At 64.1% G+C, this 22348-nt stretch carries 18 protein-coding genes and 2 pseudogenes; 11 read left to right on the forward strand and 9 right to left on the reverse strand.

The genetic code is table 11. The features are described 5' to 3' along the window. Nucleotides 1-83 precede the first annotated feature (83 nt). From RP6297_RS18845 to RP6297_RS18870, 6 genes are all read left to right on the forward strand, one after another. On the forward strand, nt 84-1046 hold the full coding sequence (locus RP6297_RS18845) for an AAA family ATPase (protein WP_009240272.1): 963 nt from the start codon (nt 84-86) through the stop codon (nt 1044-1046). A gap of 12 nt (nt 1047-1058) precedes the next feature. Beyond that, on the forward strand, nt 1059-2141 hold the full coding sequence (locus RP6297_RS18850) for a DUF58 domain-containing protein (RefSeq protein ID WP_009240273.1): 1083 nt from the start codon (nt 1059-1061) through the stop codon (nt 2139-2141). Further along, a complete protein-coding gene (locus RP6297_RS18855; protein WP_009240274.1) occupies nt 2138-4171 on the forward strand; it encodes a transglutaminase TgpA family protein in 2034 nt (677 codons plus the stop codon). Before RP6297_RS18850 ends, RP6297_RS18855 begins: the two co-directional genes overlap by 4 nt. A 96-nt stretch (nt 4172-4267) precedes the next feature. Further along, the gene (locus RP6297_RS18860) at nt 4268-4495 is read left to right on the forward strand and encodes a hypothetical protein (protein WP_009277030.1); all 228 of its coding nucleotides are present in this window, start codon (nt 4268-4270) and stop codon (nt 4493-4495) included. Nucleotides 4496-4782: 287 nt separating this feature from the next. Next, the gene (locus RP6297_RS18865) at nt 4783-5868 is read left to right on the forward strand and encodes a collagen-like triple helix repeat-containing protein (RefSeq protein WP_009240275.1); all 1086 of its coding nucleotides are present in this window, start codon (nt 4783-4785) and stop codon (nt 5866-5868) included. 162 nt (nt 5869-6030) lie between these two features. Next, nucleotides 6031-6339 (forward strand): putative quinol monooxygenase, encoded by a 309-nt coding sequence (locus RP6297_RS18870; RefSeq protein ID WP_004632276.1) that lies wholly within the window; start codon nt 6031-6033, stop codon nt 6337-6339. A gap of 79 nt (nt 6340-6418) precedes the next feature. Here the strand turns inward: RP6297_RS18870 and prpF are convergent, their stop codons facing one another. From prpF to prpB, 4 genes are all read right to left on the reverse strand, one after another. Next, a complete protein-coding gene (prpF, locus tag RP6297_RS18875) occupies nt 6419-7603 on the reverse strand; it encodes a 2-methylaconitate cis-trans isomerase PrpF (protein WP_009240276.1) in 1185 nt (394 codons plus the stop codon). After that, on the reverse strand, nt 7600-10197 hold the full coding sequence (acnD, locus tag RP6297_RS18880) for a Fe/S-dependent 2-methylisocitrate dehydratase AcnD (protein WP_009240277.1): 2598 nt from the start codon (nt 10195-10197) through the stop codon (nt 7600-7602). Before acnD ends, prpF begins: the two co-directional genes overlap by 4 nt. 276 nt (nt 10198-10473) lie before the next feature. Next, complete coding sequence (gene prpC, locus RP6297_RS18885) at nt 10474-11643, reverse strand: bifunctional 2-methylcitrate synthase/citrate synthase (protein WP_004632271.1); 1170 nt, start codon at nt 11641-11643, stop codon at nt 10474-10476. A gap of 46 nt (nt 11644-11689) precedes the next feature. Then, nucleotides 11690-12586: a methylisocitrate lyase gene (gene prpB, locus RP6297_RS18890; RefSeq protein ID WP_009240278.1), complete on the reverse strand. Its 897-nt coding sequence runs from the start codon at nt 12584-12586 to the stop codon at nt 11690-11692. 193 nt (nt 12587-12779) lie between these two features. Here prpB and prpR point away from each other — a divergent pair, with 193 nt between their 5' ends. Then, entirely contained in the window at nt 12780-14738 is a 1959-nt protein-coding gene (gene prpR, locus RP6297_RS18895; protein WP_009240279.1) for a propionate catabolism operon regulatory protein PrpR, read from the forward strand. Between the two features lie 69 nt (nt 14739-14807). On the opposite strand, the gene RP6297_RS18900 is transcribed toward prpR, so the two are convergent. From RP6297_RS18900 to RP6297_RS18915, 4 genes are all read right to left on the reverse strand, one after another. Continuing rightward, the gene (locus tag RP6297_RS18900; RefSeq protein WP_009240280.1) at nt 14808-15122 is read right to left on the reverse strand and encodes an AzlD domain-containing protein; all 315 of its coding nucleotides are present in this window, start codon (nt 15120-15122) and stop codon (nt 14808-14810) included. A gap of 14 nt (nt 15123-15136) precedes the next feature. Then, nucleotides 15137-15769: an AzlC family ABC transporter permease gene (locus RP6297_RS18905; protein ID WP_223293317.1), complete on the reverse strand. Its 633-nt coding sequence runs from the start codon at nt 15767-15769 to the stop codon at nt 15137-15139. Between the two features lie 64 nt (nt 15770-15833). Then, the gene (locus tag RP6297_RS18910; protein WP_009240282.1) at nt 15834-16292 is read right to left on the reverse strand and encodes a DUF2000 family protein; all 459 of its coding nucleotides are present in this window, start codon (nt 16290-16292) and stop codon (nt 15834-15836) included. 1 nt (nt 16293) lies between these two features. After that, nucleotides 16294-17463 (reverse strand): fatty acid desaturase, encoded by a 1170-nt coding sequence (locus RP6297_RS18915; protein ID WP_223293318.1) that lies wholly within the window; start codon nt 17461-17463, stop codon nt 16294-16296. A 267-nt stretch (nt 17464-17730) separates the two neighbouring features. Between RP6297_RS18915 and RP6297_RS22835 the strand changes: the two are divergent. The 3 genes and pseudogenes from RP6297_RS22835 to RP6297_RS18935 all read left to right on the forward strand — a co-directional run. Beyond that, nucleotides 17731-17817, forward strand: a pseudogene (locus RP6297_RS22835) (helix-turn-helix domain-containing protein); the annotation flags it as partial. A 113-nt stretch (nt 17818-17930) separates the two neighbouring features. Next, a pseudogene (locus RP6297_RS22840) lies at nt 17931-18626 on the forward strand (HD-GYP domain-containing protein). A gap of 240 nt (nt 18627-18866) precedes the next feature. Continuing rightward, nucleotides 18867-20213: a GGDEF domain-containing protein gene (locus RP6297_RS18935; RefSeq protein ID WP_009240286.1), complete on the forward strand. Its 1347-nt coding sequence runs from the start codon at nt 18867-18869 to the stop codon at nt 20211-20213. Between the two features lie 23 nt (nt 20214-20236). On the opposite strand, the gene RP6297_RS18940 is transcribed toward RP6297_RS18935, so the two are convergent. Then, complete coding sequence (locus RP6297_RS18940; protein ID WP_009240287.1) at nt 20237-20806, reverse strand: isochorismatase family cysteine hydrolase; 570 nt, start codon at nt 20804-20806, stop codon at nt 20237-20239. 210 nt (nt 20807-21016) lie between these two features. On the opposite strand from RP6297_RS18940, the gene RP6297_RS18945 reads away from it, so the two are divergent. Next, nucleotides 21017-22324, forward strand: a complete 1308-nt coding sequence (locus RP6297_RS18945; RefSeq protein WP_009240288.1) for a chloride channel protein — start codon at nt 21017-21019, stop codon at nt 22322-22324. Nucleotides 22325-22348 lie beyond the last annotated feature (24 nt).

Genomic DNA, 22348 nt, shown 5'->3' on the forward strand with positions numbered 1-22348 from the left:
CGCTCACGCAGGCGAGACATGGACGCGCGGGTGTCGTGCGATGCCGCTACACTCGGTGGCATTGTTGCCTCGGCTGCACCTCGATGACGCCCAACCAAGCCCCGCTGTCTCCCGTTCGCACGGCACCCGCCACGCCGCTCACCTTGCCGGCCGCGCTGTCGCAGGCGCAACGCGCGCTCGATCGCATCGTGCTCGGCAAGCCGCTGCAGATCCGCCTGGCGCTGGCGTGTCTGCTCGCACGCGGGCATCTGCTGCTGGAAGATCTGCCCGGCGTGGGCAAGACCACGCTGGCGCATGCGCTGGCCCGCACGCTCGGGTTGCAGTACCAGCGGGTGCAGTTCACCAGCGATCTGCTGCCCACCGACCTGATCGGCGTGTCGATCTACGTGAAAGAGAAAGGCGCATTCGAATTCCACCCTGGGCCGCTGTTTGCGCAGGTGGTGCTGGCCGATGAGATCAACCGGGCCACGCCCAAGGCGCAAAGCGCGCTGCTCGAAGCCATGGCCGAAGGCCAGGTCACGCATGATGGGGCGACGTATCCGCTGCCCGAGCCGTTCTTCGTGATTGCAACGCAGAACCCGTTGAACCAGATCGGCACGCATCCGCTTCCGGAGTCGCAGCTGGACCGCTTCACGATGCGGCTCTCGCTCGGTTATCCCGATCAAAGCTCGGAGCGCGCGCTATACCTTGGGGGCGGGGCGCCGCAAGACATCGAACCCGTGTTGACGGCCGTGCAAGTCGTTGCGTTGCAGGCCGCCGCCGATGCCGTGCACGTGGCGCCGGCGCTCGTCGATTACGTGCTCGCGCTCGTGAATGCCACGCGCACCGATGCGCAGGTGCAGATGGGCCTGTCGCCGCGCGCTGGTCTGGCGTTGCTGGCAGCGGCGCGCGCCTGGGCGCTTATCGATGGCCGCGATGCAGTGCTGCCCGAAGACGTCCAAGCCGTATTCAAGGCCGTGGCGGCGCATCGGTTGCTGCCCACGGGCGGCACGCTGTCGGCGACCGCGCTGGCGCAGCGACTGCTCGACACGGTCGCCATTCCCTGAGCGCATAGCGCCATGGCGCGGTTCACGTCTCTGCTGCTGGCACCGCTGCGTCTGCTCGGTGCTGGCCTGGCGCTGCTGCCGGGCGTGCGCTTTGCACGGGCACGCGTGCAGCGCTTTCTGCAGCGGCCGCGCACGCCACGCGAAGGCCGCATCCGCCTGGACCGCAATCACGTCTACATCCTGCCCACTGCGGCTGGCGGCGGCTTTGCGCTGCTGCTGGTGGTGATGCTGCTCACCTCGCTCAACTACAACGTGAGCCTGGGTTTTCTGCTGACGTTCGTGCTGGCCGGTGTGGCGGCGTCCGCCATGTGGCAGACGCATCGCAACCTTGTTGATCTGGAAGTGCGCGGCGCGGCGGGCGAAGCGGTGTTTGCTGGCCATGCGTTGAACGTGGGCGTGGCGTTGGCCAACGTCACCCCGTGGGCGCGCGTGGGTGTGGATGTGAGCGCCGCGCAAGCCGCCGCGGTGGAAACATCGCTCGATGCGCAGGACGCCATCGTGGCCGCGTTGTCTTTCGCCGATCAGCCGCGCGGTTGGTTCAAGTTGCCGCGCCTGACGGTATCGACGCGTTTTCCGCTCGGCCTGTTTCGCGCGTGGAGCTATGCCGATGCACCGCTGACCTTGCTCGTCTATCCGGCCCCGGAACCTTCCGCGCCGCCGCTGCCCGCGAGCTTTGCGCCGGACCCTGGCGACGAAGACGACACGCGCGCCGCCCGCACCCACGTCGAAGAAGCCGCAGACCAGTTGCGCACTTACCGCCCCGGTGACGCGCTGCGCAGCATTGCGTGGAAGCACAGCGCGCGGCTCGACACCTGGATGAGCCGCACCGGCCAGCAAGTCCGCCACGCGCAATGCGTGCTCGCGTGGGAAGCGCTGCCACCGTCGATGAACGTTGAACAACGCCTGTCGCGCCTGTGCGCCTGGGTACTGGCGGCCGAGCACGCGCCCGCCGGCGATGAGCCCGAATACACGCTGAGCCTGCCTGGCGTTGTCATCGGACCGGCACGTGGTGTCGCGCATCGGGATGCGTGTTTGCGTGCCTTGGCGTTGTGGGGTAAGCCTGCGATGCCGGAAGCCGAAGGCGAAGTCACATGACCACTGCCACCATCGGCACCGAAGCGGCCGCCTTTGGCTCGGCCCGTGCGCTGACCCACCGCGAGCACGGCTGGCTGATCGCCCAGCTTGCCGTCGTGCTCGCGCCGCTGCTGCGTGCCCTGCCGCTGCTGACGTGCGCCGTGTTCGGTGTTCTGCTGCTCTGGCGCGCGCTGTTGTGGGTACGGCGCGCGCCGTTGCCTGGCAAATGGGTGTTGGGGCTGACGGGCGTCGCCACGCTTGTCGTGACGCTGGCACTCGCCATGCGCACCGGCGGAAACATCGGGCGGGACTTGTCGGTGGCGCTGCTGGGCGCGTTTCTCGTGCTCAAGCTGATGGAATCGCACACGGTGCGCAACGGCGTGCTGGTTACGCAGTTGTGCTGTTTCATGCTGCTCTCGCAGGTGCTGTTCGACCAGCCGCCGTGGCTGGCCGCCACCATGCTGGCAACCGTGGCGCTGCTGTTGCGCAACTGGCTGTTGCTGCTGCATCCGCAGGCGCGTGCGCGCGTGTCGCCGGCCCGCGTGCTGGCGCGTTTGGTACTCATGGGTCTGCCGTGCGCGGCCTTGCTGTTCCTGCTGTTTCCCCGGCTGGATCATCCGCTGTGGCGCCTGCCGCAAACTGCCGACACCGCCGTCAGCGGACTGTCGGACCGCATGGCGCCCGGCTCCGTGGGCCAGTTGATCCTCTCAGATGAGCTTGCCTTCCGCGTCGATTTTGCCGGCGTGCCGCCACCGCTCGATACGCTCTACTGGCGCGGCATGGTGCTGTGGCGTTTCGATGGCCAGACGTGGACGGCCGCGTCGATGCGGCAACGTCCCGCAGCTGAAAGCGTACCCAATTCTGCGGACGCAACTGGCGGCGCGCCCGGCGTGTTCGACTACAAGATCACGCTGGAACCGACGCGCCAGCGCTGGCTGTTTGCGCTCGATCGCGGCCAGTCGATCGAGGCGCGCGACGGCACCGGGCGCAGCATCGACGGGGAGTTCATCAGCACGCAACCGGTCGACCAGCGTGTGCGGTATCACGCGCGCTCGCGGCTGCCGGAGCGCAATCGCGCCGACGACGCCCGCCCGCTCGACCCCCTCACGCAGCAGATGGCGCTGGCGTTGCCGCCGGGTAACGGCCAAGCGCGCGCGCTGGCAGCGCAATGGGCTGAGCTGCCACCTGCCGATCGCGTATCGGCCGCACTCAAGCTGTTTGGCAGCGCACCGTTTGCCTACACGCTTGAGCCCGAACCGCTGCAGGATCAGCAGATCGACGATTTCCTCTTCCGCACGCACCGCGGTTTCTGCGAGCACTACGCGGGCAGCTTCGTGTTCCTGATGCGTGCCGCGGGCGTGCCCGCGCGTGTGGTGGTGGGCTACCTCGGCGGCGAGGTGAACGCCGTCAGCGGCGACATCATCGTGCGCCAGTCCGATGCACATGCCTGGGCTGAGGTGTGGCTCGACGGGGGCGGCTGGGTGCGCGTGGACCCCACCGCCGCCGTCGCGCCGCAACGCGTCGAACGTGGCCTGGCCGCCGCCGTGCCCGCGAGCGAATTCCGCTCGCGCCGCGCAGAAGAGCCTGGTTGGCTGCGCAGCGTGCGCTGGGGGCTGGATGGCCTGATCAGCGGCTGGAACAGCTGGGTGCTCGGCTACGACCGCAACCGCCAGGCGCGCCTGTTCGCGTGGTTGGGGCTCGATGCGGCGGACCCGCGCGCGGTGCTATGGGGCGTGTCGGGTTTGTTCCTGCTCGCTGCGCTGCCGCTCCTCTGGCAGCAGCGCAAGCCCAAGCCTGATCCCGTGCAGGCCCAGTGGCAGCGGTTGTGTGAGCGGCTGGCGCGACATGGTTGCGCGCGCGGCGCTGCCGAAGGCCCGATAGCCTACGCCGAGCGCGCTGCCGCTCAGTTTCCGCAAGCGGCGCAGGCCTTGCGCAATGCCGCCGCCGGCTACGTCGCCTTGCGTTACGGGCGCGACGACGGCGATGCGCAGGTGCGTGCCCAGCGGTTCACGCAATGGCGCGAAGCCGTGGCGCAAGTCCGGCTCGGCTGACGCGGCGCAGCGGTTGATCGGCTTAAACATCGCGCCCCAAAAAGCGGGCGCCCACGCGGTTGATCGAGCGCTCCGGTCATTCACTTGTGATGCTGCGTGATCGGCATTGCGCAGAGCATCGCGCTGGCGATTCGCGCCAGCCTGCGCCGCGCGAGCGTGATGGCGCGTCATCACGATCACTTCATCGACGCAGCACCGGTGCGCGGCATCGTTATCGAACGCCATCACCTTGATGCGAGCGTGCCGCAACGCGCCCCAGGGCTTTCAATGCCGTGCCCCCGTTTTTACGAATGGCTTCGAGATAACACCGGACCGTGGATTTAACTCATTTTGGGTAATTTAGAGCAACGCCTTCAAACATAATCGTCCGAGTGCGTCAGCGCGCGAAGCTTTGCGCCATGCTGGCACCGCGTCGGGCGGGGATCTTCTCACGCAGAGTGTCGTCATGACGAGGGTTTTAGGCGTTTGACAATGTTTGCAATTGACGCCGCATTGGTTAATAGACTTAATTTGATCGTGCCATCCAGTTAATCTGGAGGTGCACCGATAAAACACCGAGTAGGGCGGGGCTGCGCGCATTATCAAGCGCATATTTGAAACGGGAGGCAGACATGAAGACATTGCAACGAGGGACCCTGGTTTCGGCGGCCTTGGCCGGCCTGCTTGTACTGGGCGGTTGCGCCAGTTCGGGCTCGGGCGATATGAGCGGCACTACTGGGAGCGGCGGAAGTTCGGCCAACAATGGCGGTGGCTCCGGTTCCAACGGTTCGGGTGGCACGACGACTACCGCGTCCACCACGCCCACCGGGGACGTGGCGAACAAGGGCGGCGGCGTGCTGACGGCGACGGGCGGTGCCGTCAGCGGGCTCGGTTCGACCATCGGCGGCAGCAATCTGCCCGGGGCGTCGGGGTTGGGCAACGTGGTCGACAACGTAGGCAAAACGGTGTCGGCGCTGGGCACCGGCGTGCAGTCGGGCCTGGGCAGCATCGGTACCAACCCGAACCCGATCGGCACCACGGCATCGAGCACCGGCAACGTGGTGACGCAAGCGGGTAACACCGTTGACGCCACGGGTGCCCTTGTCAGCAGTCTCGGTTCAGGGCCGCTGCAGCCGCTTTCGCCGGTGACATCACCGGTGGGCGGGGCAGTCTCGCAGGTTGGGCAGGCGGTGGCCGGTGCGGGCGGCACGCTCGGCACGGGCTTGTCGACCGGGCCGGTGGAGCAAGTCACGCAGCAGCTCAGCTCGACCGTGGTGCCGCTCACCTCGCAGGTGACCACGGCTACGCAGACACTGGGTAACGCAACGGGCCTGGGCGCTCCGGCAACCAACCTGCTGCAGACGGTGGGCGGCGGCGTAGCGAATGTCGGCACGTCGCTGACGGCGACCAACGCCCCGGTCGTCTCCGGTTTGGGCGGTGTGGTGACCGCCACGGGCAACACGGTGGCCGCTTTGGGCGGGGTGACCTCCACGCCGGGCGGCGCAACGTCGGCCAACCCGCTGGCACCGATTACCGGCGCACTGGGCGGCGCCGCCGGGGGCGGCACGACGGCTGGGGGTGCGACTGCGCCTGTCGGCTCGCTTGTCACCACCGTCGGCACGTCGCTGACGTCCACCGGGGCGGCAACGCCGCTTGCGCCCGTCACGGGCGCTGTGGGTGGCGCACTGACCACAGTAGGCGGCGCGTTGCACCACTGAGCGGATGCAACATGGCGGGCCGGCCTGTGCGCTTGGCCCGTCATCGAGCCGTTTCCGCCGCGTGCGGAACGGCTCGTACGCATGTTCGTATGACGCGGCCCGCTGCTTTCGGCATACAGTACGTCTGACCGCGCGCTCTCCGCGCGTATCAGGAGACTTTCAATGATCCAGTACGCATTGTTCGCCCGACTCATTGCCAAACCGGGCAAGGAACAGGCAGTGGCCGATTTTCTTTCGGCCGGCCTGCAAATGGCCAACCAGGAAACCACCACCCCGATCTGGTTTGCGCTGCGCCTTGCGCCCAACGTATTCGGCATCTTCGATGCCTTCGCCAGTGAGGAAGACCGCCAAGCGCATCTGGACGGCCCGATCGCCAAGGCGCTCATGGCCAACGCGGCCGAGCTGCTGGCCTCACCGCCCGAGATTGCGTCGATCGAGGTGCTCGGCCTGAAGAACACCGGCGCAACCTGAGTTCCGAGAGAAAAAAGAAACCGCCGCATCCAGCCGTCAGCCGGATGCGGCGGTTTTGCTTTGCATGCGTGGTCAGCCTTCAGCCCGGCACGCGCACCCAGCCTTCCATCAACACGCGCGCGCTGCGGCTCATGATGGCCTTGGTGACGGTCCATTCGCCGTCAACGAGCTTGGCCTCCGCGCCCACACGCAGCGTGCCCGACGGATGCCCGAAGCGCACCGCGCCACGTTCTCCGCCGCCTGCCGCCAGGTTGACGAGCGTGCCAGGAATGGCCGCCGCCGTGCCGATGGCGACCGCTGCCGTGCCCATCATTGCGTGGTGCAGCTTGCCCATCGACAACGCACGCACCAGCAAGTCCACATCGCTTGCGCCGACTTTCTTGCCGCTCGATGCCACGTAGTCCTTCGGCGGCGCGACGAACGCCACCTTGGGCGTGTGCTGGCGCGTGGCGGCTTCTTCAATGCTCTTGATCAGCCCCATGCGCACGGCGCCGTGCGCGCGAATGGTCTCGAACATCGCCAGCGCCTTCGCATCGCCGTTGATGGCGTCCTGCAGCTCGGTGCCGGTGTAGCCGATGGCCTCTGCGTTGATGAAGATCGTCGGGATGCCCGCGTTGATCATCGTCGCCTTGAGCGTGCCCACGCCGGGCACCTCCAGGTCGTCGACGAGGTTGCCGGTGGGGAACATCGCGCCGCCCCCGTCACCGTCCTCCTCGGCAGCCGGGTCGAGGAATTCGAGCTGCACTTCCGCCGCTGGGAAGGTCACGCCATCCAGTTCAAAGTCGCCCGTCTCCTGCACCGCGCCGTTGGTGATGGGCACGTGCGCAATGATGGTCTTGCCGATGTTGGCCTGCCAGATGCGGATGATGGCGACACCGTTTTGCGGTATCCGGCTGGCATCGATTAGCCCATTGCTGATGGCGAACGGCCCGACCGCTGCGGAGAGGTTGCCGCAGTTGCCCGACCAGTCGACAAACGGCTTGTCGATGGAGACCTGACCGAACAGGTAGTCCACGTCATGGTCGGGGCGCGTGCTCTTGCTGAGGATGACCGTCTTGCTGGTGCTCGACGTGGCGCCGCCCATGCCGTCGATCTGCTTGCCGTACGGGTCGGGGCTGCCAATCACGCGCATGAGCAAGGCGTCACGAGCAGCGCCGGGCTGCTGCGCTGCCGGCGGCAGGTCCTGCAGACGGAAGAAGACGCCCTTGCTGGTGCCGCCACGCATGTAGGTCGCGGGAATCTTCACCTGTGCGGGGTGGCTCATGCGGCCTCCTTGTTCGATTCCAGGAAGTCCTGCGCAAATCGCTGCAGCACACCGCCGGCTTCGTAGATCGAGACTTCCTCATCGCTGTCCAGGCGGCACGTGACGGGCACTTCCACGCGTTCGCCGTTCTTGCGGTGGATGACGAGCGTGAGGTCGGTGCGCGGTTTGCGCTCGCCGATCACGTCAAAGGTTTCGGTGCCGTCAATGCCGAGCGTCAGGCGCGTGGTGCCGGGCTTGAACTCCAGCGGCAACACGCCCATGCCGATCAGGTTCGTGCGGTGGATGCGCTCGAAGCCTTCGGCCACGATGGCCTCCACGCCGGCCAGTCGCACGCCCTTGGCGGCCCAGTCGCGCGAGCTGCCCTGGCCGTAGTCGGCGCCCGCAATCACGATCAGCGGCTGCTTGCGGTCCATGTAGGTCTCGATGGCTTCCCACATGCGCGTGACCTTGCCTTCGGGCTCGATGCGCGTGAGCGACCCCTTCTTCACCGCGCCATCGACCACGGCCATCTCGTTGATGAGCGTCGGGTTGGCAAACGTCGCACGCTGCGCGGTCAGGTGATCGCCGCGGTGCGTAGCGTACGAGTTGAAGTCTTCTTCCGGCAGGCCCATCTTGGCGAGGTATTCACCGGCGGCGCTGCTGGCCAGAATGGCGTTGGACGGCGAGAGGTGATCGGTCGTGATGTTGTCGCCAAGCACCGCCAGCGGGCGCAAGCCCTTGAGCGTGCGCTCACCGGCCAGCGCGCCCTCCCAGTATGGCGGGCGGCGGATGTAGGTGCTCTGCGGGCGCCAGTCGTACAGCGGGCTCACGTTGGCAACGGATGCGCTGCGCTGCTCGAACATCGGGATGTACACCTTGCGGAACTGCTCCGGCTTGACCGAGGCGCGCACGATGGCGTCGATCTCTTCGTCGGTCGGCCACAGGTCCTTCAGCAGGATCGGCTTGCCGTTGGCATCGGTGCCGAAGCTGTCGCGCTCGATGTCAAAACGCACGGTGCCGGCAATCGCGTAGGCCACCACCAGCGGCGGCGAGGCGAGGAACGCCTGCTTGGCATACGGGTGGATGCGGCCGTCGAAGTTGCGGTTGCCCGATAGCACGGCCGTAGCGTACAGGTCGCGGTCGATGATCTCTTGCTGGATCTTCGGGTCCAGCGCGCCGCTCATGCCGTTGCAGGTGGTGCAGGCAAACGCGACGATGCCAAAGCCCAGCTTTTCCAGTTCGTGCTTCAGGCCGGCCTCTTCCAGATACAGCTCAACGGCCTTGGAGCCCGGCGCTAGCGAACTCTTCACCCACGGCTTGCGGGTCAGGCCCAGGCGATTGGCATTGCGCGCCAGCAGCGCCGCGGCAATCACGTTGCGCGGGTTGCTGGTGTTGGTGCAGCTCGTGATGGCGGCGATGATGACCGCGCCATCGGGCATCAGGCCCGGTGTCTCTTCCCACTTGCCGGCGATGCCCTTGGCGGCCAGGTCGGTCGTTGCCACACGCGCGTGCGGGTTGGACGGGCCGGCCATGTTGCGCACTACGCTCGACAGATCGAAGCGCAGCACGCGTTCGTATTCGGCGTTCTTGAGCGTGTCGGACCACAGGCCCGCGGTCTTGGCATACGTCTCCACCAGCTTGACCTGTTCGTCGGTGCGGCCCGTGAGGCGCAGGTAGTCGAGCGTGTTGTCGTCAATCGAGAACATTGCCGCGGTGGCGCCGTACTCGGGGGCCATGTTGGAAATGGTGGCGCGGTCGCCCAGCGTCAGCTTGGAAGCGCCTTCGCCGTAAAACTCGAGGTAGGCGCCCACCACCTTCTGCTTGCGCAGGAATTCGGTCAGCGCCAGCACGATGTCGGTGGCGGTGATGCCGGGTTGGCGCTGGCCGGTCAGCTCCACGCCCACGATGTCCGGCAGGCGCATCCACGAGGCGCGGCCGAGCATCACGTTTTCGGCTTCCAGGCCACCCACGCCGATGGCGATCACACCGAGTGCGTCGACGTGGGGCGTGTGGCTGTCGGTGCCGACGCAGGTGTCGGGGTAAGCCACGCCGTCGTGTGCCTGGATGACGGGCGACATCTTCTCCAGGTTGATCTGGTGCATGATGCCGTTGCCCGCCGGGATCACGTCGACGTTCTTGAACGCGAGCTTGGTCCAGTCGATGAAGTGGAAGCGGTCTTCGTTGCGGCGGTCTTCAATGGCGCGGTTCTTGGCGAAGGCGTCGGGGTCGAAGCCACCGCATTCCACGGCCAGCGAGTGGTCGACGATCAACTGCACCGGCACCACCGGGTTGACCTTGGCGGGGTCGCCGCCCTGGTCTGCAATGGCGTCGCGCAGGCCGGCGAGGTCGACCAGCGCGGTCTGGCCCAGGATGTCGTGGCAGACCACGCGTGCCGGGAACCAGGGGAAATCCAGATCGCGCTTGCGTTCGATGAGTTGCTTGAGCGAGTCGGTGAGGGTGGCTGGGTCGCAGCGGCGGACCAGATTCTCGGCGAGGACGCGGGAGGTGTAGGGGAGCTTGTCGTAGGCGCCCGGTTGGATGGCTTCGACGGCTTCTCTGGCGTCAAAGTAGTCGAGTGACGTGCCGGGGAGGGGTTTGCGGTGTGCTGTGTTCATGGTGTGGGTCCATCCCTTGTTTCTCCCCCTGCCGGGGGCGACTCACTTTCTTTGTCTTGCCAAAGAAAGTAAGCAAAGAAAGGCGCGCCCGAGATGGCGACTTCCCCTTGAATTTCTGTAACCGTGCGGAGAAGGAGGCAAACTCGCTGCGCTCAAACAAGCCTCCTTCTTTTTTCCGCCCGCTTACAGAAATTCAAGGCGCCATCTAGGGCAGGAACGTCAACGGCCACACCGTCGGTGGGTTTGTTTTGACGCTCCTTTCTTCTTTCCTATTTCTTACGGGCGCTTGCCGATCGGTACGAACTTCAGGTCGTCGGGGCCGGTGTAGTTGGCGCTCGGGCGGATGATCTTGTTGTCGATGCGTTGCTCGATGATGTGCGCTGCCCAGCCGGACGTCCGCGCGATCACGAACAGCGGGGTGAACATCGCGGTCGGCACGCCCATCATGTGGTACGACACGGCGCTGAACCAGTCCAGGTTGGGGAACATCTTCTTGATGTCCCACATCACGGTTTCCAGGCGCTCGGCAATGTCGAACATCTTGGTGTTGCTGGCTTCCTTCGACAGCTTGCGCGCCACTTCCTTGATGACCTTGTTGCGCGGGTCGGACACGGTGTACACCGGGTGGCCGAAGCCGATCACGACTTCCTTGGCTTCCACGCGGCGGCGGATGTCGGCTTCGGCCTCGTCCGGGGTGTCGTAGCGCTTCTGGATTTCGAAGGCGACTTCATTGGCGCCGCCGTGCTTCGGGCCGCGCAGCGCGCCGATCGCGCCGGTGATGGCCGAGTAGATGTCCGAGCCCGTGCCGGCAATCACGCGGCCGGTAAACGTCGATGCGTTGAACTCGTGCTCGGCGTACAGGTTGAGCGAGACGTGCATGGCATCGACCCACGACTGCGACGGTTCAACGCCGTGCAGCAGGTGCAGGAAGTGGCCGCCGATGGAATCGTCGTCGGTTTCGACTTCGATGCGCTTGCCGTTGTGGCTGTAGTGGTACCAGTACAGCAGCATCGAGCCGAGCGATGCCATCAAGCGGTCGGCGATATCGCGCGCGCCGGGGGTGGCGTGGTCGTCCTTTTCGGGCAGCACGGTGCCCAGCACCGACACACCGGTGCGCATCACGTCCATCGGGTGGGCGGAGGCCGGCACCCATTCCAGGGCGGCCTTCACGTTGGCGGGCAGGCCGCGCAATGCCTTCAGCTTGGCCTTGTAGGCAGCCAGTTCCGCCTTGTTGGGCAGCTTGCCGTGCACTAGCAGGTGGGCGACTTCTTCAAACTCGCACGCCCCGGCCAGGTCGAGGATGTCGTAGCCGCGATAGTGCAGGTCATTGCCGGTGCGGCCAACGGTACACAGGGCGGTGTTGCCGGCCGTCACGCCCGACAGGGCCACGGACTTCTTCGGCTTGAAGGCGCCGGCGTTCGGCGTGCTGTTATCGGCTTCGCTCATGGTGTGGTCTCCTTGGATGCGTTGAATTGGTTTGGATGCGGAGGCGTTATTTCTGTGCGGCAAACAGCGCGTCGAGCTTGTCTTCGTACGCGTGGTAGCCGAGATATTGGTATAGATCGGCGCGCGACTGCATGGTTTCCACGGCCGCCTTCTGGGTGCCGTCACGCATCACGGTCTGATAGAAGTTGAGCGCCGCAGCGTTCATTGCGCGGTAGGCGCCGCAGCAGTACAGCGCAATGTCCACGTTGGCGCTGCGCAGTTCGTCGGTGGTAAAGAGCGGCGTGCTGCCGAACTCGGTCAGGTTGGCCAGGATGGGCACTTTTACAGCGGCCTTGAAGCGGCGGTAGTCGTCCAGCGTCTTCGTGGCTTCCGGGAAGATCATGTCGGCGCCCGCTTCCACGTAGGCGACGGCGCGCTCGATGGCGGCGTCGATGCCTTCGGAGGCGGCGGCATCGGTGCGGGCCATGATGACGAAATCGTCATCGGTGCGGGCATCCACGGCGGCCTTCACGCGGTCGACCATTTCGTCGGTGGAAACGACTTCCTTGCCGGGGCGATGACCGCAGCGTTTCTGGCCAACCTGGTCTTCCAGGTGCACGGCGGCCACACCCGCCTTGATGAACGAGCGAATGGTGCGCGCAATGTTGAAGGCGCCGCCCCAGCCGGTGTCGATGTCGACCATCAGCGGGATCTGCACCGCATCGGTGATGCGGCGGGCGTCGATCAGCACGTCTTCCATCGTGCTGATGCCCAGGTCCGGAATGCCCAGCGAGTTGGCCGCCACACCGCCGCCCGACAGGTACACGGCCTTGAAGCCGGTCTGCTCGGCCATCTTGGCAGCGTAGGCGGTGATGGCGCCCACCACTTGCAGCGGTTGGGATTCAGCCACGGCAGCACGGAACTTGGCGCCGGCGCTGGTGGGGTGTCGATGGGTTGTGCTCATGTGTGGCTCCAAAAAGATCGGGCTAAGAGAGCAGGAAGCGGGCCACCCAGTCGAGTGGACGTAACCCCTTGATTTGTATGGATGTGACGTTACCGCCCGGGCGCACACCATTTCAAAGATGAAATATGTGATTTCAATATGGAAATGCACGGCGCATAATGCTCGGACTGCCGTTCTTTTGCCGCGCCGCACCATGAGCCCCACTGCAACCGCCCTGACCGACCGCCCCCGCATCTGGGCTTGCGGCATCAGCCGCCTGAGCGATCTCTTCCTCGATATTGCCGCCGAGTACAACGACCGCGCCGAGCTGCGCGTCATCACACGGGGCTTTGAAGACATCGTGCGCGAGATCGACGCCGCTGGCGCCGAGCGGCCCGACGTGGTGGTGGCGGGCGGCTCCAACGGCGCCTATCTGAAGCCGCGCCTGTCGCTGCCGGTGGTCGTCATCAACCCCACGGGCTTTGACGTGATGCATGCGCTGGCCCGCGCCCGGCGCGACGCGGAATCGGTGGCGCTCGTCACCCACGGCGACACGCCCGAGGAGGTGCGCCGCTTTGTCGCCGCCTATGGCATGGACGTGGTGTTTGCCTCGTACACCTCGCGCCAGGGCGCGGAGAGTTGCGTGCTGGACCTGCGCGACCGCGGCGTGGGTGTGGTGGTTGGCCCCGGTCTGGTGACGGACCTGGCAACGCAGGCGGGCATGAACGCCGTGTTCCTGTATTCGCGGGACTCTGTGCGTGCGGCATTCGATACCGCGCTGGAAGTCGTACAGGCCACGCGCCGCGAAACCCTGCGCCGCCAGCGGTTGGACAACCTGCTGCAGCATCTGCGTGACGGTGTGGTCGCGCTGGATGCGCAGGGTCGCGTGGAGGCCATCAACCAGCGGCTGGCCACCGCGTTGGGCATCGAGGCCAAGCAGGCCATCGGGCAACCGCTGCTCAGCATTGCGCCCAACCTGCTCGGCTTGCTGCCCGATACCGACGGCGACACGCTGGGCACCGTGCAGGGCGTGAACTACGTCATCCACCGTGGCCCGCTCACGAGCACCGGCACCGGCGCCGCAGAAGGCACGGTGTTCACCTTCCAGGAATCCCGCGCGGTGGAGCGGCTGGACCGCACGCTGCGCTCACGCCAGCGCCCGCAGCAGTTCAGCGCGCGCTATCGGCTCGAAGACCTGGTGGGCGAATCGCTGGCGATGGAACGCGTGCGTACGCTGATACGCCGCTACGCCAAATCCGACGCCACCGTGCTCGTGCTGGGCGAATCCGGCACGGGCAAGGAGATGGTCGCGCAGGGCATGCATCAGCTCAGCGCGCGGCGCGATTTTCCATTCGTCGCCATCAACTGCGGCGCGTTTCCCGAAGCGCTGCTGGAAAGCGAACTGTTCGGCTACGAAGAGGGCGCCTTCACCGGCGCGCGCAAGGGCGGCAAGACGGGGCTGATTGAAGCCGCGCACCGCGGCACACTGTTTCTCGATGAAATCGGCGAGATGCCGCTGCCGCTGCAAAGCCGCCTTCTGCGCGTATTGCAGGAGCGCGAGGTGGTGCGGCTGGGCTCCACCGAGCCCACCCGCGTCGATATCCGCGTGGTGGCCGCCACGCACCGCGCGCTGACGGATGCGGTGGAGGCCGGCACCTTCCGCGCGGATCTGTACTACCGCCTCAATATCCTCAGCATTGGGCTGCCCCCGTTGCGCGAACGGCCCGACGACGTGATGCCCCTGGCCGCCGAACTGCTCGTGCAGGCGGCGCGCCGCGAGCCGCGTCTGCTGCTGCGCATTGCCGACACCGAAGACGCAGCCCGCGTGCTGGCCGGCATTGCCGAGCCGCTGAGGCGCTACGCCTGGGCCGGCAATGTGCGCGAACTGCAGAGCGTGGTCGAGCGGATTGCCGTTGAACTGGCTTACACCGAAGACGCCAGCGCCGTCACGCAAGACGTGCTGCGGCTGATTGCACCCGAAGTGTTTGCCCACGCCACACCGGGCAAACCGGCCGCATTGACGCTGCGCGAGCGCAGCAGGGGCGTTGAAGCAGAAGAGATACGCGCAGCGCTGGCCGCCCACGGCGGCGATCGGGATGCCGTATGTGCCGCGTTGGGGATCAGCAAGACGACGTTGTGGCGGCGGTTGCAAGAGGTGGCTTCGATACGGTAATTCGCTCGCTCCAGCGCTGCCCACCGGCACCGCCGCGACACGTCGGTCAACGTGACGCTATGCAGAGTGTCAAAGCAGGGAGCGAAGCAACGTCAGCCCGCCGATGCCAGCTACAACGCTGAGCAACGAGTTTCGCCACATCAGAAAGGTCAAGGCAACACCACAGAGCGCGATCAATTCCACGCCAAGCTGGCTGGGCATCATGCTACCTGCAAGCGCGTTCGCAACAAGGATGACCATCACGCAGAGCGGTAATTCGCGATTGAGTTGCGTAACCGCTCGGCTGCGTAGCACATCGCGGTTGATCATCAACGGCGATGCCCTGAGAAGGATCGTCAGTGCGCTCATGATGCCGACTGCGATCCATTGTTCAATACTGCTCATTACGTGACGCTCCTTCAGGATGCTTCCACTGCGTTACCGCGGACAAGTGCGCGCGCCAACAGCGTCGCCAGTCCGAATCCGAGGGCCGTGATCAATAGATAGTTCGTCGCCAGTCGCGTCGCTGCAAAGTAAGCCAGTACGCCTATCAGCGCCGGAGCCAATCTTCTCTGCGATAGGTACTGTTCGATGGCGAGGATGGTGAACAGTGACGGCAGCGCGAAGTCCAGGTTGGGAATCCAATCCGCAACCTTTTGTCCGAGCAGCACACCAAGGACGGTTCCCGCGATCCAATAGACGTGATGGATCAACGTCACTGCCATCGCGAACTGCTGCCGTTTGTCTGTGGGAAGGGTAGTGAGAACGGAATAGTTCTCGTCGGTTAGCGCTGCAACGATATAGGCCCGTTGCCAGCGCCGCGCAGGCAGGTGCTCAATCAGCGGGATGGCGTAGAGAACATGGCGCAGGTTGATCAGCAGCGTGGTCATGGCAAATGCGCCGAGCCCCGTGGCGACACTCAATAACGGCACCGCCGCAAATTGAAGTGCGCCGGCAAAGATAAAGATGCTCATTGCAATCACAACAGCGAGTGACAATCCCGCTTGCGTGGCCAGGACGCCAAAAGCAAATCCTGTGGGCAAATAGGCCATCCCCACTGTTGTGGTCAGTCGGAGAAGAACGCCCCAGTCAGATGCCTGCGTGGCCGAGCGCCCCTCATTTCGCCGGTGCGACACGGGAGGTCTCCGATTCCTTGTACAGGGAGAACGACTTGATAAGCGGGCGAATCGCTTCTTCACGGCCAAACAGCGCAATGCAGATCACCTTGTTATGCTCAGGAGTCGCAGCCAGCGTTGCTGCCTGCTGACTCTCAGCGCTGGCGCCGATCATGGAGTCAATGAAGATGTTGTGCGGGATGCCTGTGTCGCGCAGGGCGCAAATCAACTTCTCCAGGGCCGATGAGCGTTTCGCTCGCAGTACGATGGCAGGAAACTCGCTGATGTGGCTTTCCGACGAAAAGGCCGGGCTCGGATATGCCAACAGCTTCCATGCGTCCCGATTGTTCGATCCTATGAGCCCCAGCACGGCGTGCGCGACGGCATTGATGATCGTAGGGCCAGGAAACTCCAAGTTCACGACGATCACGGTCTTACTTGTGTTATCTGCGTATGCCATCTTATTCAGCTGCGACGAGAAGTTGTTGATCAGCGTGTGTAGCCGGCGTTTTGCCTGCCGACCTTGAAGGGGCAGGCTGTGCGGATTCAAGCCAGCGGAATTGATGTTCGATCATGTTCGAGATGCCCCACAATTCCCGTTTGGCAAAGCCGGGCCGGTCGCCACAGGCAATTGCGGCTTGACGCAGGTATAGGCTCCGCGGCCAATGTCGGGAATTCTGACCCGCAAGATGTGCGAGGTGATGCCAATCGTGGGCGGGCAAGTCCGAGACAAGGCACCCAAGCCGGACAGGTGCGTGGATAATTAACATTCGCACGCTCCACATCGCAATTTGTGCTGTGTGGCGCAGCGTTCCAATCAGGCCGTTGCCGGACCGCTTGGGGTAGAGCTCCCCGCAAAATCGTCCCCAACAACGGGCTGCATAAGCGTCCCAATCGGTCGGGGCTGATCCTGCGACATCCCACGCGTGTTCGGTTAGGAACTGGAGCAGGGCGCTGATGTGGTACAGAATCGTCATGGGAATGAACACCGCAATCAGATACGCCTTTAGACCTAGCAGAAAGGCGAGCACAAGATGCACGGCAACCATAGTCCATGCCAGCGCGAGCTCGTAACTCTTCTTCTGGATCAGAATCGATTTCAGGCGTGCTTGAAGGAAGAGTGCGTGGAAAGCGGGGCTAAGGACGGTGATCCAAAGCGTTTGCCATAACTCTTTCCTCGTTCGGCCAGGTATAAATCCAAGCTGCGCCAGGAATGCGGCATCCGCGTCTTGCTTTGTGGTGAAAATATCTGCGTTATGATGCGCAAGATGTTCTTTCTTATACTCTCGGCCATTTTGTACAAAAATGATCGAAGGAATCAGCTTGGCATAGACATTATTTAGTGCTGTGCTGTAAAAAAGACGATTGTGAATGGCGTGGTGCAAGTGAGTGACCTGCAATTTGCGCAGAATTCCAACTAGAACGATCCAAAGCGCAAAGATAATAGGCCATGCGGCCGGGGTATCCCATTCTGCAAGTGAAGCGAGAATTTGAATGGCAAGAATGCCAATCAACGGCGTGATTGCAATATCCGCTGTCTTTGGAAAGAAATATGATTTTTCTGATTCCTTGAGTGGTTTCCCAGTGAGCCACGTGAGAATTGGTTGCCATAAATCTGGAACCCTGTTCATTGATTCGCGAACACCCTTTTGGAACATTTTGTCCCCCTATTAATCGTTTGGTTTGATGCGGAAATGCGTGGGGGCGATAATAGTGCACTGTCGAAAAAGCGGATTTTTGTTTGCAAAATTCAATTATTCTGTTGCTCATTTGAGGCGTTATTGGTTCTTCATGTTTTGATTATTGCGTTGCAAGGGCTAGCCTGCTAAGTGTCAATAAGCGAGCAAGTGGATCGATGCGGACGCCGTCGATAAGCTCGACACAGTGACGTAAGCCACGCCGCCCACGGCGGCGATCGGGATGCCGTATGTGCCGCGTTGGGGATCAGCAAGACGACGTTGTGGCGGCGGTTGCAGATGGGCTAGATCAAAATTGACCAGCGTAGGTGGTTGCGGTCGACCGGCGCGATGACTATCGTGCAATCCTCCATCGAGCCTCATTGCGTGCCGACAGGCGCGCGACCAAGAAGGTCAACACCATGGCACAACAAAGCCGCCCCCACATCATTCTCGCCAGCCTCACGCTTGCCGGCGGGTCGCGCTATCCGTCTGCCCTGGGCCATCTCGTCCGGACGGCCGCTGTTGCGGCGTATCTGGCAAACGTTTTGGAGCTGGACGACGCGGAACAGCGGCACATCTATCTTGTGGCGCCCGTGCACGACATCGGCAAGCTGGGCATTCCGGATGACGTCCTGCTCAAGCCCGCCTCCCTGACCGACGCAGAGCACGAGATCATGCAACGGCACTCCAACATCGGTGCCGATCTGCTTGCTGGGACGGCCGACCCGATCCTGCAGTTGGCAGCCAGCGTCGCGCGCCATCATCACGAGCATTTCGACGGCAGCGGCTATCCGGCCGGCCTCGCGGGGTAAGACGTCCCGCTTGCCGCGCGCATCGTGGCCGTTGCCGATGCGTTTGACGCCATGCTGGAGCCGCGCGTTTACCGCGAAGGGATGTCGGAGGATGACGCGGTCGGTGCGGTGGCAGACCAGAGTGGCCGGTACTTTGACCCCACGCTGGTGGAATGCTTCCTGAAGAACGTGCTGGGGGTTCGGCGCGCTCGTGCTGCTGCAGAAAGCCTGGTGCAGCAGTACGGCGACGTGTCGGGCGTCATCCGGTTGTATGGAACTCGAGACCAATCGCCGGCATTCCTGAGGTATATCCAAACGCTTTGACAAGCAGCGCGCGGCGCAGCGCATAGTTGCTGACAGCGCATGCTCGGGGCGACGAAACGCCGTCCGTGGCAATCATTCCAGACGGGGCCGCACTCTTCGCGCGGATGCTTGCCGCGACACCGAATTTGGCGGAATCCACTCGTGCAGCGCAAGGCGACATAACCCTTTGGACGGCTTTTCGCTTGGGCCGGAACCGTGGAAAATCGCGTTCCAACCCTGCTCGCCACCCTGTAGTTCGGAATGATAGAAAACAATCCCTCGGAGACCGCCCGGCACGCCCTCAAGCTGCTGGCCTCACGCAGGTTGGCGCCCACGCCAGACAACTTCGCCTCGATCTTTTACGAAATCGCCGGCAACAAGCCCGACGCAGACCCCCAGGATGCCGAGCGGATGGCGCTCGTGCGTGAGTTGCGCGAGCAGCTTGCGCGCACGGTCGAATGCTGTCTGCCAGTGCTCGGTGAAGACGATGCCAGCATCGGCCCCGCGGCCTGGGCGCTGATCCGGGCCTGCCGGTCCGAATTCGAAGGCCTTGGCAGCTTGAACAGCAAGCTCTCCACGTTCAACCACCGGTTGTCGCTGGCGGCGGAAGATCAGGGCGAGATCCGCAGGGCATTGCTGAGCCTGCTGCAACTGGTGTTCGAGAACATCGCCGAGCTGTCGTTGGACGACCGTTGGCTGCGCGGCCAGATCGAAGCCCTGATGAAGGCCAGCGAGGCCCCCGTCAGCCTGCGCCGGCTGGACGATCTGCGGCGCCGCCTCATGGAGGTGATCCAGAAGCAAAGCTCGCTGAAGTCGAAGTCGATCGAAGCCCAGGAAGAAATGAAGCGGCTGCTGGCCGCCTTCATGGAGCGCCTGTCCGTTGCCGCAGAAACCTCGGGCGAGCATCACCGCCAGATGGAAGCCTGCGCCAAAAAGATTGAATCGGCCAACAGCATCGCCGAGATTGCACCGGCCATTCAGGATGCGCTGTCGGCCACCCGCTGGATGTCGCTGGAGTCGGCCCGCAACCGCGACGTGCTGTCGGCGATGAAGGTCAAGGCCGAAGAGGCCGCCGCCGAGGTGGCGCAACTGCGCAAGGCGCTCGACATGGCATCGGCGTCGGCGCGTCACGATCTGCTGACGGGCGCGCTCAACCGCAAGGGTCTGGAAGAGGCGCTGGAGCGCGAAGTTGCCCGCGCGGCCCGCCAGAACACGGCACTCTGCATCGCGTTCCTGGACATCGACGACTTCAAGTCGATCAACGATACGCACGGCCACAGCTTTGGTGACGATGCGCTGTCGCACCTGGCCCAGGTGGCCCGCGAATCGATGCGCCCGCAAGACACGCTCGCCCGCTTTGGCGGCGAAGAATTCGTGATCCTGATGCCGGACACGTCGCTGGAAGAGGGCGTGCAGACCATCGTCCGCCTGCAGCGGGCGCTCACGCAGCGCTTCTTTGTGGCGGGTGATACGCGGCTGTTTATCACCTTCTCTGCCGGCGTGGCGGAAGTCGGTAAGGACGAACCGCCCATGGCGGCCATCCAGCGCGCCGACCGCGCCATGTATCAGGCCAAGCGCGCGGGCAAGAACAAGGTGGTCAGCGCCTGAGGCTCGCCGAAGGCCTGCTGTGTTTACTCCAGCAGCGACAACGCATCTGCCAGCGACAGCACCGTCGTGCGCGATTCAAATGCCGTCGCAAAAAGATGCTCGTGCACGATCGGGTCCGGGTCGTAGCAGCAGTCCTTCACGGTGAACAGGCGGTAGTCCGCATCGCTTGCATGCGCAATGGAAGACAGCATCACGCCCGTTGATGCAACGCCCACCATGATCAAGGTATCGATGCCCTTGGCGGATAACCGCACCTGCAGATCCGTGCCGTAGAACACGCTGGCGCGGTGGGCGATGATGATCGACTCATCGGGTTGCCGGCCGAGTTCCGGCGAGATGCGGTCTTCAACGAACAGGCCCAGTTGCTTCACGCCTTGCCCGTTCTTGTTCAACGGGCTGACTTCCGGATAGCCGGGGCTGAAGTGGAACTTCGCAAAGTAGACGCTGACGCCCTTGGCTCGCGCGGCATCGCACAGCGCGCGGGTGTTGGAGAGCAGCGCAGGCGCGACCGACGGGAACAACGCCATGATGTCGGTCTGGTAGTGCATGACCAACAACGCCGTTTGCTTGGGGACAAGCGCGAATGTCGACATAGGGCTACGCGATGAGGGAAGGACGGCGGTCGACTCTATCACGGGCACCTCTGTATGGATTGGCCACAGTCGACCACGCCTTCCGTTGCGGGCCGGCAGCGCAAGGTTAGCCACGCCGGATCACGCTGCGCGCCATCAAGGCGCACCACGAAGCCACCTTGCGCCCGGTCCTATAATCTCCGCTTCCCCGACCCCCAAATCCCCAGCACCATGTTTTCTCCTCGCCACATCGCAGATCGATCAGCGCGTCGGGCCAGGAGACTCTGGGCGAACTACGGCATCTTCTGGCTCGGTGCCGTTCTTGTGGGTCTCGTGTCCGTCGCCTACGCCAAGCTGATCGATGTTGGCTTCGAGCTTTTCCGGAACATGGTGTCGCACGCGCTCTGGCTGCCGATCGTCATCACGCCGGTGGGGGCGGCACTGGCCATCTGGCTGACGCGCCAGTTCTTTCGCGGTGCCGAGGGCAGTGGCATTCCGCAGGTGATCGCGACGCTGGAGGATGGGCGGCTCTCCAGTTCGCTGCTCTCCCTGCGCATCATGTTCGGCAAGATCGTCGTCTCGTTCCTGGGCATCTTCTGCGGCTTTACGATTGGCCGTGAGGGGCCCACGGTGCAGATCGGCGCATCGCTCATGTACGCCATGCGCCGGGGCTATCGTCGAAGCAGCAAGCACATCGAACGGCAACTCACGCTTGCAGGGGCAGCGGCCGGGCTTGCCGCCGCGTTCAACACGCCACTGGCGGGCGTCGTGTTTGCCATTGAAGAACTGACGCGCAGCTTCGTTGCGCGCAACAGCGGCACGCTCATCACGGCCATCATTTTTTCCGGCGTAGTCGCTTTGGGCTTGCAGGGCAACTATCTGTACTTCGGGCGCATCCAGGCCATTGGGCAATTTCATCTGGCGCTGGTGCCTGTGGTGATTGCCGCCAGCGCCATCTGCGGCGTGGCGGGCGGCGTGTTCTGCTGGCTGCTGCTCAACATACCCCGCTGGATGCCTGCGCGGCTGGTTGACCTCCGGCAAGCGCAACCGGTGTGGTTTGCCTTCCTGTGCGGTATCGCCATCGCATTGATTGGGCTGGTTTCGGGCGGCACCACGTTCGGCAGCGGTTATGCAGAAGCACGGGGCCTGCTCGAAACCCATCAAGCCCTTTCACCGTTCTATGCGGTGCTCAAGTTCGGCGCGCTCATTGCGTCGTACCTCTCCGGCATACCGGGCGGCATTTTCGCGCCTTCGCTGGCGATCGGGGCGGGGCTGGGCAACGTCATGTCGCTCGTAACATCCTCCATACCGCTGCCCAGTCTTGCCGCGCTTTGCATGGTCGGCTACCTGGCGGCGGTCACGCAGTCGCCCATCACGTCGTTTGTGATCGTGATGGAGATGATCGACGGCCACGAGATGGTCTTGCCGCTCATGGCTGTGGCGTTGCTGTCGAGCCAGGTATCGAAGGCGCTGACGCCGTCGTTCTATCACACGCTTGCGCATCGGTTTCGTGGGTTGGTGTCGCGCCCGGCGGCGTAGAAAACCCAGGCCGGAACAGCGCCG

It is taken from the genome of Ralstonia pickettii, from assembly GCF_016466415.2.
GTDB classification, from domain to species: Bacteria; Pseudomonadota; Gammaproteobacteria; order Burkholderiales; family Burkholderiaceae; genus Ralstonia; species Ralstonia pickettii.